The sequence below is a fragment of the Pseudomonas sp. PvP089 genome (assembly GCF_017875165.1).
Taxonomy (GTDB): domain Bacteria; phylum Pseudomonadota; class Gammaproteobacteria; order Pseudomonadales; family Pseudomonadaceae; genus Aquipseudomonas; species Aquipseudomonas fortuita.
In genome coordinates, this window is sequence record NZ_JAGGME010000001.1 from 3,759,739 (window position 1) to 3,772,868 (window position 13,130).

Consider the following 13,130-nt stretch of genomic DNA (forward strand, 5'->3'; position numbering starts at 1 on the left):
CAATTGAATGCGTTACTCCAACGAACACAAGCAGCAGACCCGTGAACGGTTGCTGAGCAGCAGCGGCGCGCTGGCCAAACGCGGGGGCTTTGCCAGTACCGGGGTGGCCGGGCTGATGAAGGCGATCGGCCTGACCGGCGGCGCCTTTTACAATCACTTCCCCTCCAAGGACGACCTGTTTACCGAGGTGGTGCGCCAGGAGCTGCGCAACAGCCCGCTGGCCCGCCTGGCCAACCAGGGCGCCAGCCGCGAACGCCTGGGCCGCTGTCTGCAGCAGTACCTGAGCCTGGCCCACCTGCACAATCCCGAAAACGGCTGCCCGCTCCCGCCGCTGGGTGTGGAAATCGCCCGGGCCGCAACGCCGGTGCGCGAAGAGGCTGAGCACTGGCTGGTCGAACTGCACCAGGCCTGGAGCGCGACATTGGAGGATGATCAACTGGCCTGGGTGCTGATCAGCCAATGCGTGGGTGCGTTGATGATCGGGCGCATGCTGGCCACTGAAGGGGTGCAATCGCAGGTGCTGGATGCAAGCCGCCAGTTTGTCGAAAAGGCCCTGCATGAAGCGGATTAGCCTGCTGCTGGGCCTGACGCTGACGGTGCCCGCGCTTGCCGAACAAGCGTGCCCGCCCGGGCAATACCAAGTGTGCCTGATGGGCTGTTTTTGTGCGCCGATTGACCCGGGGCAAGCCGGCCAGATTCTCAAGGATGTGGAGGTGATGGCCTCGTCCAGCCTGACGTTCGCCTTGCGCCAGGCCAGGGATGAGGCCACCGCCAGCGGCGTCGAGCCGATCCCGCTGCATATCCGTGCGCAACTCGAACCCTGGTACGACTTTGCCGTGCTCGATGCGGCGCGCTTCCGGGTGGGTGACGAACAGCAGATGAGCGCAGCCAACGCGTTACTGCAGAACCCCGATGTGAACGCCGTGACGCTGATCGACACGATCATCTTCCGCCGGGCCGGCGACGCCGAGGACAACGTGGCCCTGTGGGCTCACGAGCTCAAGCATGTGCAGCAGTATCAGGCGCTGGGGGTGGAGGAATTTGCCCGGCGCTATACGCGCAACTATGACGACCTCGAAGCGCCGGCCTACAAGATCGAGGCCGAGGTCGGCAAGGCTTTGCGCGAACGCGCTTCAGGCCAAGCCAGGTAGAAATGGGCTGCTTTGCAGCCCATCGCGATACAAGGCCGCTCCGGTAGCGGACTGCGCATGCGCTCAGGACGCCGCCGAAGCCTCTTCGGCGCCCTGCTCACGGCTGGCATAACGTTGCGCCAGCACCGCACAGACCATCAGCTGGATCTGGTGGAACAGCATAAGCGGCAGGATCATCGCACCAATACCGCTGCCCACGAACAACACTTGAGCCATGGGCACACCGGTAGCCAGGCTTTTCTTGGAGCCGGCAAACAAGATGGTGATGCGGTCTTCGAGATTGAAGCCCAATGCCTTGCCAAGCACACGGGTACCAAACAGCACCACCGCCAGCAAAATCCCGCACACGGCGAACAACCCGGCCAGGTGCTGCGGCGATACCGTGTGCCACAAGCCGGTGACCACGGCTTCGCTGAAAGCGGTGTACACCACCAGCAGGATCGAGCCCTGGTCCACCACCTTGAGCCAACGCGCATTGCGCTTGACCCAGGCGCCGATCCAGCGCCGCGCAACCTGCCCGGCAACGAACGGCACCAGCAGTTGCAGGGTGATCTTCAGCACGGCATCCAGGCCAGAACCGGTGTCGCCACTGGCGCCCAGCAACATCATCACCAGCAAGGGGGTCAGGAAGATACCCAGCAGGCTTGAGGCCGCCGCGCTGCAAATGGCTGCTGGCACGTTACCGCGGGCCAGCGAGGTAAAGGCGATGGCCGACTGCACCGTGGCCGGCAAGGCACACAGGTAGAGCACGCCCAGGTACAACTCGTTGCCCACCAGTGGCAGGAACACAGGCTTTAGCGCCAGGCCAAGCAGCGGGAACATCACGAACGTACAAGAAAACACCAGCAGGTGCAGACGCCAGTGCCCGGCGCCGGCAATGATTGCCTCGCGCGACAGCTTGGCACCATGCAGGAAGAACAGCAGGCCGATGGCCAGGTTGGTCAGCCAGCCAAAATACACCGCACCATCGCCCGAGCAAGGCAGGACGGTGGCGATCAGAACCACCCCAAGCAAAGCCAGGGTGAAATTGTCGAATAACATCCGCAAATACTTCATCACAGTGTCCGTCTTGTCATTGTGCAAGGGCAGACGATAAGGTCTACGGCTTTCCGCCGCTAACGCCGGAACCCCCATCGGTATCGCTCAACGGACACGCTCCGCAAAAGGACCCGCTCATGCCCCTCTGCCGCCCGGCCGCGCTTGCAGCCGTCATCACACTCATTCTGGGCCACACCGCCGCCCAGGCCGACGACCAATTGCAGGCCAAGGTCGACCAGATCATCCGCCCGTTGATGCAGGCGCAGGGAATCAGCGGCATGGCCGTGGCGATCTACGCACGCGACCACGCGCACTACTTCAGCTATGGCGTGGCCAGCAAGGCCGACAATGTGCCTGTCAGCCGAGACACGCTGTTCGAGATCGGTTCGCTGAGCAAGACCTACACCGCCACCCTGGCCGCGCTGGCCAGCGCCGAGGGCAAGCTGGACCTTGAAGCCCCGGCCAAGCACTATCATCCGGCACTGGCCGGGGCGCCCATCGGCGACGCGACGGTGCTGGAACTGGGTGCCTACAGTGCCGACTGCCTGCCCTTGCAGTTCCCCGATGCGGTGCAGACACCGCAACAGGTCGTCGATTTCTTCCGCCACTGGCAACCCCGTGCCAAACCCGGCACCCAGCGCTGCTACTCGAACCCCAGCCTTGGCCTGTTCGGTGACTTGGCCGCACGGGCACAGCATCAACCGTTTTCTACGCTGATGTCCGAGGGGCTGCTGGCAAAAATGGGCCTCAAAAACACCTATCTGCAGGTCCCGGCCAGTGCTCAGGGGCTTTATGCCCAAGGTTACGACGACGCCGACAAACCGGTGCGCGTCGGCCCCGGCCCGTATGCCGACGAAGCCTACGGCATCAAGACCAGCGCCAGCGATTTGCTGCAGTATGTGCGGCTGCACATGCAGCCCCAGGGCCTGCCACCGGCACTGGCTAAAGCAACCGCCATCACCCAGCAGGGCTACTTCCAGGTCGGCACCATGACCCAAGGCCTGGGCTGGGAGCGTTATCCCTACCCCGTCACGCTGGGCACCCTGGTAGATGGCAACAGCGCGCGGCTGATCCGTGAACCGCAGCCAACCAAGCGCTTGCAACCCGCCCTGCCCCAACTGCCGGCCGCCTGGTACAACAAAACCGGTGCAACTAGCGGTTTCGGCGCTTACGCCGCATTTGTGCCCAGTGAACAGCTGGCAATAGTGTTGCTGGCCAATCGAAATTACCCGAACGAAGCCAGGGTTCGTGCAGCCTTCGAGATACTGTCCGGGCTGTAGTGGAAACGGCGATTGTCGAACAAAAAGACAGAAATGTAGTGAGTAAAAATATTCACTACAAAATGATTGACGCCGCTCATCGCCCTTGTGCATGATGAAGCCGTCTCCCTGATCGGGAGCGGTGGCAAGGGTGTTCCAGACGGCTTGCGCGGTAACGCAGGCCGTTCGTGGAGAGGGAACTGTCCAAAAGGCAGCGTGAGAAAGCCCCTGTTGCGATGCTGCTGTAGCAGCGTTGGTAGTGCGCTACACCGTGGTAGCGCCAACTGTGAAAATCACCTACGAATGGGTAATGGGGGCTTTATGATGAACTTGAACAACAATCCGACTATCGACCAACTGGCGCAGCTGTTCGCTGTACGCAAGGACAGCCTTGACGACCACCTGCTGTGGGTTAGCCAAACCGGTGAGGTGCGGCTCGACCGCCTGCCACCGAATACGATCGAAGATGAATTCGAAGAGCACCTGCCCAGCATGCGTGCCCGCTTCAAGGTCTACCGCCGTGGCCAGGGCTACGTCGGCAAGAAGGCCGCCGCCGATACCGAATTCGTCGGCCGCGTGCTGCAGACCCTGCAACAAGAATGGCCCGCCGCCCGTGAGCGGCAGGCAGTCAAGGTGATCGAACCGCTCAACTGAGGGCTCTCACCTTTATCTGAGCCCGGCCCGCATAGGCCGGGCTTTTTCATGCCTGGCGCCGTCGGCAACGGCTTTGCGGCAATGGCAGGGCACCGGTAGCCATCGCACGGGCACGGTCCACACCCCACACCAAGGCACGGGTCATGGTCTCCCCGGGCCGCGCAGGGTAGTACTCCTCCAGCATTGCCCGCCCATCGGCTCCATACAGCCCTAAAAACAGCTGAGTCGCCCCCAGACGTGACAAGCGCACCTGCACATCCAGCGTTGTGCCGTCACTGAGAGCTTCGTTGTGGCTGCGGCTGTGCAACTGGGCGTCGGCCCACTGCCAATACGTCTGTTCCCTGACTCGCATGAGCATTCGATCCTCCGTCGCTGGAATGCCACGACAGAAGACCACAACCCTGGCCAGCCGGCGAGCGCTACCCGGCAATGCCATGAGCCGGATCAACAAAGCGCAATAAAAACCCCGCCATTGGGCGGGGTTATGTACTGGGGCGGGGTCACTTCTTCAGCGGAACCCGCGGCATGAAGCGGCCTTTTTTACTGCGCTGCAGGTGTGCAGGCTGTAGCTGTTCGGAATCATCCAGCGTCATGTGGGCGAACCCGAGGCGGAACGCCGCCTGGCCGCAACGCACTTGGCTGTTGATCGGGAACGCATCATTCAGGTCTTCGAAAAAGGATTCGCTCATGCCCTGTCTCCCTCCAGTGGCAGTCGCGCCGGCAACCAGAAAAGTCGCCCAGAAAACGCGGCCTGTAAAAAAGAGACTAGCCGGTCATTTGCGGACCACCCGGACAATCGCACGACAGCCGACCAGTGGCAGACCGCTCTACTTCAACCGCACCGCGGTGCCGGTGGCAAATACCACGACCATGCCGCCCTGCACCGACGGCATGCTAATTTCGAAATCCACACCCACTACCGCGTCGGCTCGCAACTGATGTGCCCGCGCCTTGAGCTCCTCGGTCGCCTGCTCGCGCGCCTCACGCAGGGCGCTTTCCAGCGTCTGCGAGCGGCCGCCGAAAAAGTCGCGAAAGCGTGCAAAGAAATCGCGCACGAAGTTGATGCCCTGCACCGATTCGGAGCTGACGACGCCCAAGTATTCGGCAATCGGGCGACCTTCGAGCTGGCTGGTCGTGGTAATGATCATGAAAGCGCTCCGTTGACCTGGATAAAGAGGCCGATTCTAACAGAGCGCCAAGCAGCATATTTGTGCGGCTTACGCGGTGACCGCCCGCAACCTTTGCCCGATACGCGCGCCGAATACGTTCACCAGCAACCCCGCCATTACCAGCAAGGCACCCCAGCCCTGGATTGCGGTCAGCCGTTCGCCCAGCAACAACGCCGACGAGCTCAAACCAATCACGGGTACCAGCAGCGAGAACGGTGCCACCTTGCCGGCCGGGTGGCGCGACAGCAGTTTGCTCCACAGGCTGTAACCAAGCATGGTGGCGACGAAGGCCAGGTACACCAGTGCCAGCACCGAGCTCCAGCTGATATTGGCCAGGGCATGGCCAATGCGCTCAGGCCCTTCCAGCCACCAGGACAACGCCAGGAACGGCAGTGGCGGTATCAGACCGCCCCAGATCACCAATGCCACAAGGTCAACCGAGCCAAAACGCCGGGTAATGATGTTGCCCATGCCCCACATGGCACCACCGCACAAGGTCAGCACCAACGCCAGCAGCGGTACATGGCCACCATCTTCGCTACCAATCAACGCCAGGCCGCTGGCGGCTATCAGCAGCCCCAACACACTGGCCAGGCGCAGCCGTTCACCCAAAAACAGTGCCGCGAACCCCAGCGTAAAGAAAGCCTGTGACTGCAGGATCAGCGAGGCCAAGCCCGGCGGCATGCCGCTGTACATGGCCTGGAACAGGAACGCGAACTGGCCCAGCGAAATCGTCGCGCCATAGGCAATCAGCCAACGCCAAGGCAGTTTCGGCCGCTTGACCAGCAAGATTGCCGGAAACGCCACCAACAGGAAGCGCAGCGCCCCCAGCAACATCGGCGGCAAGCCGTCGAGGCCAACCTTGATGACCACGAAGTTGACTCCCCAGGCGACAATCACCACCAGGGCAATGAGCAGGTCCTTGAGCGGCATTGCGACTTCCTTCTACAGGCTTTGTGGACATATTTCGTTACAGCATAAGGCTATTCCTCAAAAGCGGACCAGCACAGTTACCCGCCGTCGTTGCGCAACAGTGACTGTTACTGGCCCCCAGTACGGGGCCAACCACAGGAGAACACATGTACTCCCGCCGTGACATCGCAGGCTTTCCGGTGCCGAGCCTGACACACCCCTGCCAAATCAGCGGGTCGCAGCCTCAATCCTGATAACCTGGTGCCACCTTTTCCAGCATTCGCAACAACGCTGCCCACGCCAGCTGCAGCGCATCCGGGTCGGCCAGCTCACCCTGTTTCAACCCCCGCTCCGGCTCATTGAACTGCCGTTCGGTATGCACGCACACTGCGGCCGGCGGCAGTATCAGTTGACCGGCACTCTGCGCTGCCAACTGGATCTCACAGGCCTTCTCCAAGTAGAACATGCGCAAGAATGCTTCGGCCACGCTGCGCCCTGTAGCAAGCAGGCCATGGTTACGCAGGATCATCACCGGCTTGTCGCCGAGGTCGGCAACCAACCGCTGCTGTTCGTCCATATCCAGTGCGATACCTTCGTAGGAGTGGTAAGCCACCCGGCCGTAAAACTCCATGGACATCTGGTTGACCGGCAACAGGCCGCACTCCAGCGCGGCTACCGCGCAACCCGCGCGGGTGTGAGTGTGCAGCACGCACTGGGCGTCATCACGAGCGGCATGAATAGCACTGTGAATGACGAAGCCGGCCGGGTTGACCGGGTGTGGCGAAGGTTGCACTGGCCTTCCCTGCAAGTCGATCTTTACCAGGCTGGAGGCAGTAATCTCTTCGAACAGCAGCCCGTACGGGTTGATCAGGAAGTGATGCTCCGGCCCGGGCAGGCGCAAGGAAATGTGGGTGAAGATCAGGTCGCTCATGCGAAAGTGCGCGATCAGCCGATAGCAGGCAGCCAGTTCCCGGCGCAAGCGCTGTTCCGTTGCGATCATGGTGGTTATCTCTATAGATGAGGAGGCTTGAAACTACTTGCTCGCCCAGGCATTGAAGCGTTGTTCCAGCTCTTCGCCATGGTCGACCCAGAATTCCACATTCATCGCCAGTGCCCCTTGCAAGTTCTGCGGCGAGGTGGGCACCCAACTGGCCAGGGCCGGGCCAAGCCTGACGGCTGCCTGGGTGTTGGTCGGCCCATAGGGAATCTGCTGCACATACCGCACCTGGGTATCCGGCTGATTGGCATAGGCAATCAGCCGCTTGGCCTGGTCGACATGCCGCGAGCCTTTGATGATTGCCCAGTAGTCCATGCCATATAGGCTTCCAGGCCAGACCACGGCCAACGGGCTGCCTTGCTGCGCCGCCACGGCGATGCGCCCGCTGTAGGTCGAAGTCATTACCACATCACCTGCAGCCAGCCACTGCGCAGGTTGGGCGCCGGCGTCCCACCACTGGATATAGGGCTTGAGTTCGCTGAGCTTGGCGAATGCACGGTCAACCCCGGCCGGCGTCGACAGCACCTGATAGACGTCCTCTACCTTGACCCCATCGGCCAGCAGGGCAAACTCCAGGTTATACACCGCACGTTTGCGCAAGCCGCGCTTGCCTGGGTACTTGTTCACGTCCCAGAAGTCGGCCCACGAGGCCGGCGCCTGCGCCAGCTTGTTGCGGTCGTAGGCGATAGCCACGCTCCACACCAGCGCAGCCGAGCCACAATCCTGCGCCGCGTCGGGTATGAGCTCGGCGGCATGGCCCAAGCGCTGCCAGTCGAGGTGTTCGTAGATACCTTCCTCACAGCCACGCATCAAGTCCGGCCCCTCGATCTGCACCACATCCCAATCGACGTTGCCGGTGTCGGCCATCACCTGGATCCGCGCCATTTCGCCGTTGTATTCGCTCTGTATCAGCTTGCTGCCATCCTGGGCACTGAAGGGCTTGAAGATTGCTTCATCCTGAGCCTTCTGGCCGGCGCCGCCATAGCCCACCACGACCATCTGCGGCGCAGCTTGCGCAGTGCCCAGGCCAACGGCCAGCAACGTTGCCCAAAGGCCAGCAACACGTGCAATTGTCTGCATCTAAGTTTCCTCCTGCCGGTGCCCCCAAGGCCCCGTTTTCTTGTTGTTGTGAGGTCACGCCCTCGCGCTGAGGGTGATGAAAACCTAGTCGCGCTCCAGTAAAAAAACAAGTTGATTTTTTACTGGAGCTACACTTTCATACACAAAACAAGAACAACACCGCACCGGAGTCGCCTGTATGCAGACCGCCTTCCCTCACCTGTTTGAAGCGTTGCAGATCCGCGGCAAGCGCTTGAAGAACCGCATCATGTCCACCGGCCACGATACCTGCCTGCCCACCGACAACCTGGTCAACGACAAGCTGATCGCCTACCAGCGCGACCGTGCGGCCGGTGGCGTCGGCCTGATCGTGCTGCAGGTTGCGGGGGTGCATGACAGCGCCCGCTACACCTCGCATGTGCTGATGGCCACCGACGATGCCTGCATCGACGGCTATCGACAGCTGGCCGAAGCCTGCCATGCACACGGCACCGTGGTGCTGTCGCAACTGTTTCACCCCGGCCGGGAGATCATGGAATCGGCAGACGGCCTGCTAGCGGTTGCCTACTCTGCGTCCTCGGTGCCCAACGAACGCTTCCGGGTGATGCCGCGCGCACTGGACCAGCCGATGATCGACGAAATTGTCCAGGGCTACGCCAGTGCGGCCCGGCGTCTGCACCAGGCTGGGCTGGACGGCGTCGAAGTGGTGGCAAGCCATGGCTACCTGCCCGCACAGTTCATGAACCCGCGGGTGAACCTGCGCAGCGACGGCTACAACGGCGATCTGGAACAGCGCCTGAGGTTTCTGCGTGAGGTGCTGGCCGCCGTGCGCGCCGCCACCGACGAGCAGTTCATCATCGGCCTGCGCATCAGCGCCGACGAGCGCGACAGCCAAGGGCTGAGCGAGGACGAGTCGCTGGCCGCAGCCATTGCCCTGCAGGGCCAACTCGACTACCTGCACATCGTCGCCGGCACATCGGCGTCCTTGGGCGGCGCCGTGCACATAGTCCCGCCCATGGCCATCGAGCCAGCCTATCTGGCCAGAGAAGCCGGCACCTTCAAGCAACAGCTGGCCATACCCCTGTTTGTTACCGGGCGCATCAACCAGCCCCAGGAAGCTGAACTGATCCTGGCACGCGGCCAGGCCGATGTTTGCGGCATGACCCGCGCACTGATCTGCGACCCGCTGATGCCGAGCAAGACCGAACGCGGCCAGGTCGAAGATGTACGCGCCTGTATCGCCTGCAACCAGGCCTGCATCGGTCACTTCCATCGCGGCTTGGCCATCTCCTGCATCCAGCGGCCAGAAACCGGCCGTGAATTGCAGTATGGGCAGCTGACGCCTACCACAACGCCCAAGCGCATTCTCGTCGCCGGTGGCGGCCCCGCCGGCATGAAGGCTGCCGCCGTGGCCGCCGCCCGCGGCCACCACGTAACGCTGTACGAGGCCGGCCCACAGCTCGGTGGCCAGGTGCTGCTGGCCCAATTGCTACCGCGGCGCAGCGAGTTCGGCGGGGCCAGTACCAATCTGCAACGGGAAATGGCCCTTGCCGGTGTCGAAGTCGTGCGCAACACCCGGGTGGACCGCGCCCTGGTCGAACGCGAACACCCCGACCTGGTCATTGCCGCTACCGGTGCCACCCCCTACTGGCCGGCGTTCGAGCGCAGCGGCGAGCTGCAGGTGGTGGACGCCTGGCAAGTACTGCGTAACGAAGTGAAGCTGGGGCGTTCGGTGCTGGTGATGGACTGGCGCTGCGACTGGATCGGCCCTGGCATCGCCGAACGCCTGGTACGCGAGGGGCACCAGGTGCAGTTGGCCGTCAACGGTACCCATTGCGGCGAGAACCTGCCGCTTTACGTGCGTGACCAGCTCGCCGGCGAACTGCATCGCCTGGGCATCCCTGTCACCCCTTACGCGCGCTTGTACGGCAGCGACGACAACACGGTGTACCTGGAGCACACCGCCAGCGGCGAACCCATGATCTTCGAAGGCATCGACACGCTGGTGCTGTGCATGGGCCATCAGCCGCAAGACAGCCTGGCCAGCGAGCTGGCCGGCCTGGTAGAAGTGCGGCGCATTGGCGACTGCCTGGCACCACGTACCGCCGAAGAAGCGATTCACGACGGCCTGACGGTTGCCTGGTCGCTCTGAGGCTGTACATACTGCGGCTTTTGCGATGGACCGACGTGCATGAGCCAACTCCCCCTGCCCCCCGCCAGCGAAGCCGGAGGCGCCGCGCCGCAGTTTCTGGGCACACGCATCCGCGGCCTGCGCAAGCGCCGCGGCATGACCTTGGCGGAGCTGGCTGCGCACAGTGAGCTGACCGCCGGCTACATCAGCCAGTTGGAGCGCAACCTCTCCTACCCGTCAATCCCGGCGCTGTTCAACATCGCCCGCAGCCTGGGCGTGACCATCCAGTGGTTCTTCGCCAGCGAGGCCACCCCTGCGCCCGAGGACCAGGGCTATGTCGTGCGGCGCAACAGCCGCCTGAGCGTGCACTATGAAGATGGCATCGTCGATCAGTTGCTCACCCCCCAGCCCAACCGCCAGCTTGAGATCCTGCACTCGCGCTTCCCCCCGGGCACCTACAGCCAGCAAAGCTACAGCCATGAGGGCGAAGAAGCCGGCTACATCCTGAGCGGCAGCTTCGAGCTGTGGGTGGGCGAACGCCATTTTCAGCTGGGTGAAGGCGACAGTTTCAGCTTCTCCAGCCAGGAGCCGCACCGCTACGGCAACCCCGGTGAGGTGGATGCCGTGGTGATCTGGGTGATCACACCGCCAACATTCTGAAGCACGCCTGACGGTTGCTCCCCCAATGTTCACGCTGGCGGTTACGGACTGGCTCAGGCAGCAGCAAACAGCGCGTTGGCAATCTGCGCCTGTGCAGCATCAATTGCTTGTGTGCGGTGCTCCGGGCCATAAGCCAGGCCATGGGCGCGAACGATTTCCAGGTCGGTGACACCGATAAAGCCCAGGAACACTTTCAGGAAGTCCTCATGCCCGGCGCCGCTCGGCTGGCCAGCGTGCAGGCCACCGGCAGTGGACACCAGTACCACTTTCTTGTTGCCGCACAGGCCTTCCGGGCCCGCTTCGGTGTAGCGGAAGGTCTTGCCGGCAACGGCAACGCGGTCGATCCAGGCCTTGAGCTGGGTCGGAACGGTGAAGTTGTACATCGGCGCACCAATCACCACAGCATCGGCGGCCAGGAATTCTTCCAGGGTTTGCGCGCTCAGCTTGGCCTCGAAGGCCTGGGCTGCATCGCGCATGTCCTCAGGGGTACCTGCGGCTACCAAGGTCGCGGCAGAGAAGTGTGCAATGGCGTCGGCGGCCAGGTCGCGGTACTGCACCTCCACGCTTGGGTCAGCGGCTTTCCAGGCTTCGACCACTTCACGGCTCAGCTGGCGGGAGGCGGAATTGTCGCCCAGGATGCTCGAATCGATGTGCAACAGTTTCATGGGACTCTCCTGTGATTGAAGACCGCAGCGTTGGGCGATCACGATGGAGAGAATCCTACAGAGATGAGTAATGGGTGATAAGGCGGCAAATATGCGCTAGTTTGTCCCACAGATGGAACAGTGAGACATTCTCATGCAAGACCTAAACGACCTTTTCTACTTTGCCCGCGTGGTCGAAGCCGGCGGTTTTGCCGCCGCCGGGCGTCAATTGGGCATCCCCAAATCGCGCCTGTCGCGGCGGATTGCCGAGCTGGAAGAGCGCCTGGGCACCCGCCTGCTGCAACGCACCACACGGCAGCTGAAGCTCACTGCGGTGGGCGAACGCTACCTGCACCACTGCCAGGCCATGCTGCTAGAGGCCGAAGCCGCCGATGAAGCCGTGGCCAGCATGAGCAGCGAGCCGCGCGGGCGCTTGCGGGTGTCATGCCCGGTGGCGTTGGCGCATGCCTTTCTGCCAGATGTGATCAGCCGCTTTCTTGCCCAGTACCCGCTGGTGCAGCTGGACATGGTGCTGCTCAACCGCCGCGTCGACCTGATTTCCGAAGGCATCGACGTCGCCCTGCGCGTACGCGACCTGGGCGACGAAGACCCGGCCCTGGTGACTCGTCGCCTGCGCCAGGCGCAGATGCAACTGGTGGCCGCGCCCGGTTTCGCCGACCACATCCGCGAACCGGGTGAGCTGGCGTCACTGCCGGTACTGGGCGCCGCCGAAGCAGACCGGCTGGTGCACTTGCGCCTGCTCGGCCCGCATGGCAAACAGCATGAAATTGCCTTGGAGCCGCGCTTGGCCATAGATGATTTCGTAGTACGTAACGCCGCTGTACGGGCCGGCTTGGGGTTCACCGCGCTGCCCAGCATGTTCTGCGAAGAAGAGCTTGAGCGCGGCGAACTGGTGCGCCTGCTGCCAGACTGGTCACTGCCAGGCGGCTACCTGCAGGCGGTGTACCCGCACCGGCGCGGCGTACTGCCTGCGGTGCGGGTGTGGATTGATCACCTGGCGGCATCATTCGAGGCCTGTGGAGAGCGGTATGTCTGAAAGGAAGATGAGCGAAGCCCAGGTGGCCGCGTTTTGCCTGAGCCTTCCGGGTGCACGGGAAGACTACAAGTGGGGCGGCATCCGGGTGTTCTCGGTGGCGGGCAACAAGATGTTCGCGGTGCTCGACCTGGCGGGTGCGGGGCTGTCGTTCAAAGTGGCCGATGAGCTGTTTCTGGGCTACTGCGATCGCCCAGGGGTGCGGCCTGCGCCTTATCTGGCGCGGGCGCGGTGGATCAGCATGGCGCTGCCCTACCCCATGGGGCGTGATGAGCTGTGTGATGTGTTGCAACGTTCGCATCAACTGGTGGTGCGGCGATTGCCCAAGCGGTTGCAGGCAGGGTTGTTGATCTAGTCAGCCTGTATCGGCCTCTTCGCGGGCAAGCCGGCGAAGAGGCCGAT

16 protein-coding genes are annotated in these 13,130 nt (G+C 62.8%); 8 read left to right on the plus strand and 8 right to left on the minus strand.

Going from position 1 to position 13,130, the window contains the following annotated elements; genetic code table 11:
* Window positions 1-7: 7 nt before the first annotated feature.
* Window positions 8-571: a TetR/AcrR family transcriptional regulator gene (locus tag J3A71_RS17180; RefSeq protein ID WP_016486525.1), complete on the plus strand. Its 564-nt coding sequence runs from the start codon at window positions 8-10 to the stop codon at window positions 569-571.
* Complete coding sequence (locus J3A71_RS17185; RefSeq protein ID WP_016486524.1) at window positions 558-1,151, plus strand: DUF4157 domain-containing protein; 594 nt, start codon at window positions 558-560, stop codon at window positions 1,149-1,151. The genes J3A71_RS17180 and J3A71_RS17185 overlap by 14 nt, the downstream gene beginning before the upstream one ends.
* 63 nt (window positions 1,152-1,214) lie before the next feature.
* Here J3A71_RS17185 and J3A71_RS17190 read toward each other — a convergent pair whose 3' ends face one another.
* On the minus strand, window positions 1,215-2,207 hold the full coding sequence (locus J3A71_RS17190) for a bile acid:sodium symporter family protein (protein WP_031312499.1): 993 nt from the start codon (window positions 2,205-2,207) through the stop codon (window positions 1,215-1,217).
* A 119-nt stretch (window positions 2,208-2,326) separates the two neighbouring features.
* Here J3A71_RS17190 and ampC point away from each other — a divergent pair, with 119 nt between their 5' ends.
* Entirely contained in the window at window positions 2,327-3,469 is a 1,143-nt protein-coding gene (gene ampC, locus J3A71_RS17195; RefSeq protein ID WP_016486522.1) for a class C beta-lactamase, read from the plus strand.
* Window positions 3,470-3,769: 300 nt separating this feature from the next.
* A complete protein-coding gene (locus J3A71_RS17200) occupies window positions 3,770-4,102 on the plus strand; it encodes a hypothetical protein (protein ID WP_016486521.1) in 333 nt (110 codons plus the stop codon).
* Between the two features lie 46 nt (window positions 4,103-4,148).
* Here J3A71_RS17200 and J3A71_RS17205 read toward each other — a convergent pair whose 3' ends face one another.
* From J3A71_RS17205 to J3A71_RS17230, 6 genes are all read right to left on the minus strand, one after another.
* Entirely contained in the window at window positions 4,149-4,460 is a 312-nt protein-coding gene (locus J3A71_RS17205) for a hypothetical protein (RefSeq protein WP_016486520.1), read from the minus strand.
* A gap of 142 nt (window positions 4,461-4,602) precedes the next feature.
* Window positions 4,603-4,791 carry a hypothetical protein gene (locus tag J3A71_RS17210; protein ID WP_003253897.1) on the minus strand — a complete coding sequence of 63 codons (189 nt, stop codon included), beginning with the start codon at window positions 4,789-4,791 and terminating at the stop codon, window positions 4,603-4,605.
* A gap of 138 nt (window positions 4,792-4,929) precedes the next feature.
* Window positions 4,930-5,250, minus strand: coding sequence for a YbjQ family protein (locus J3A71_RS17215; RefSeq protein WP_016486519.1), 321 nt, complete (start codon window positions 5,248-5,250; stop codon window positions 4,930-4,932).
* 69 nt (window positions 5,251-5,319) lie between these two features.
* Window positions 5,320-6,204, minus strand: coding sequence for an O-acetylserine/cysteine exporter (locus J3A71_RS17220; RefSeq protein ID WP_016486518.1), 885 nt, complete (start codon window positions 6,202-6,204; stop codon window positions 5,320-5,322).
* 223 nt (window positions 6,205-6,427) lie between these two features.
* Window positions 6,428-7,183 carry a class II aldolase/adducin family protein gene (locus J3A71_RS17225; protein ID WP_016486517.1) on the minus strand — a complete coding sequence of 252 codons (756 nt, stop codon included), beginning with the start codon at window positions 7,181-7,183 and terminating at the stop codon, window positions 6,428-6,430.
* A 33-nt stretch (window positions 7,184-7,216) separates the two neighbouring features.
* Window positions 7,217-8,260 carry an ABC transporter substrate-binding protein gene (locus J3A71_RS17230; RefSeq protein ID WP_096425994.1) on the minus strand — a complete coding sequence of 348 codons (1,044 nt, stop codon included), beginning with the start codon at window positions 8,258-8,260 and terminating at the stop codon, window positions 7,217-7,219.
* A gap of 178 nt (window positions 8,261-8,438) precedes the next feature.
* On the opposite strand from J3A71_RS17230, the gene J3A71_RS17235 reads away from it, so the two are divergent.
* The gene (locus J3A71_RS17235; RefSeq protein ID WP_060516635.1) at window positions 8,439-10,391 is read left to right on the plus strand and encodes an FAD-dependent oxidoreductase; all 1,953 of its coding nucleotides are present in this window, start codon (window positions 8,439-8,441) and stop codon (window positions 10,389-10,391) included.
* Between the two features lie 39 nt (window positions 10,392-10,430).
* Window positions 10,431-11,030 carry a cupin domain-containing protein gene (locus J3A71_RS17240; protein WP_016486514.1) on the plus strand — a complete coding sequence of 200 codons (600 nt, stop codon included), beginning with the start codon at window positions 10,431-10,433 and terminating at the stop codon, window positions 11,028-11,030.
* A 53-nt stretch (window positions 11,031-11,083) separates the two neighbouring features.
* Here the strand turns inward: J3A71_RS17240 and J3A71_RS17245 are convergent, their stop codons facing one another.
* Window positions 11,084-11,695, minus strand: coding sequence for an FMN-dependent NADH-azoreductase (locus J3A71_RS17245; protein ID WP_096425993.1), 612 nt, complete (start codon window positions 11,693-11,695; stop codon window positions 11,084-11,086).
* 133 nt (window positions 11,696-11,828) lie between these two features.
* Between J3A71_RS17245 and J3A71_RS17250 the strand changes: the two genes are divergently transcribed.
* Together J3A71_RS17250 and J3A71_RS17255 are read left to right on the plus strand one after the other, a co-directional pair.
* On the plus strand, window positions 11,829-12,731 hold the full coding sequence (locus tag J3A71_RS17250; RefSeq protein WP_060516636.1) for a LysR substrate-binding domain-containing protein: 903 nt from the start codon (window positions 11,829-11,831) through the stop codon (window positions 12,729-12,731).
* Window positions 12,724-13,083 carry an MmcQ/YjbR family DNA-binding protein gene (locus J3A71_RS17255; protein ID WP_016486459.1) on the plus strand — a complete coding sequence of 120 codons (360 nt, stop codon included), beginning with the start codon at window positions 12,724-12,726 and terminating at the stop codon, window positions 13,081-13,083. The genes J3A71_RS17250 and J3A71_RS17255 overlap by 8 nt, the downstream gene beginning before the upstream one ends.
* Window positions 13,084-13,130 lie beyond the last annotated feature (47 nt).

Excerpts from the sequence above, each read along its gene's own strand:
- J3A71_RS17190 (WP_031312499.1), bottom strand. The coding sequence starts at position 2,207 with ATGAAGTATTTGCGGATGTTATTCGACAATTTCACCCTGGCTTTGCTT.
- J3A71_RS17245 (WP_096425993.1), bottom strand. The coding sequence starts at position 11,695 with ATGAAACTGTTGCACATCGATTCGAGCATCCTGGGCGACAATTCCGCC.
- J3A71_RS17225 (WP_016486517.1), bottom strand. The coding sequence starts at position 7,183 with ATGATCGCAACGGAACAGCGCTTGCGCCGGGAACTGGCTGCCTGCTAT.
- J3A71_RS17240 (WP_016486514.1), top strand. The coding sequence starts at position 10,431 with ATGAGCCAACTCCCCCTGCCCCCCGCCAGCGAAGCCGGAGGCGCCGCG.
- J3A71_RS17250 (WP_060516636.1), top strand. The coding sequence starts at position 11,829 with ATGCAAGACCTAAACGACCTTTTCTACTTTGCCCGCGTGGTCGAAGCC.
- J3A71_RS17210 (WP_003253897.1), bottom strand. The coding sequence starts at position 4,791 with ATGAGCGAATCCTTTTTCGAAGACCTGAATGATGCGTTCCCGATCAAC.
- J3A71_RS17185 (WP_016486524.1), top strand. The coding sequence starts at position 558 with ATGAAGCGGATTAGCCTGCTGCTGGGCCTGACGCTGACGGTGCCCGCG.
- J3A71_RS17235 (WP_060516635.1), top strand. The coding sequence starts at position 8,439 with ATGCAGACCGCCTTCCCTCACCTGTTTGAAGCGTTGCAGATCCGCGGC.
- J3A71_RS17215 (WP_016486519.1), bottom strand. The coding sequence starts at position 5,250 with ATGATCATTACCACGACCAGCCAGCTCGAAGGTCGCCCGATTGCCGAA.
- J3A71_RS17205 (WP_016486520.1), bottom strand. The coding sequence starts at position 4,460 with ATGCTCATGCGAGTCAGGGAACAGACGTATTGGCAGTGGGCCGACGCC.
- ampC (WP_016486522.1), top strand. The coding sequence starts at position 2,327 with ATGCCCCTCTGCCGCCCGGCCGCGCTTGCAGCCGTCATCACACTCATT.
- J3A71_RS17180 (WP_016486525.1), top strand. The coding sequence starts at position 8 with ATGCGTTACTCCAACGAACACAAGCAGCAGACCCGTGAACGGTTGCTG.
- J3A71_RS17255 (WP_016486459.1), top strand. The coding sequence starts at position 12,724 with ATGTCTGAAAGGAAGATGAGCGAAGCCCAGGTGGCCGCGTTTTGCCTG.
- J3A71_RS17220 (WP_016486518.1), bottom strand. The coding sequence starts at position 6,204 with ATGCCGCTCAAGGACCTGCTCATTGCCCTGGTGGTGATTGTCGCCTGG.
- J3A71_RS17230 (WP_096425994.1), bottom strand. The coding sequence starts at position 8,260 with ATGCAGACAATTGCACGTGTTGCTGGCCTTTGGGCAACGTTGCTGGCC.
- J3A71_RS17200 (WP_016486521.1), top strand. The coding sequence starts at position 3,770 with ATGATGAACTTGAACAACAATCCGACTATCGACCAACTGGCGCAGCTG.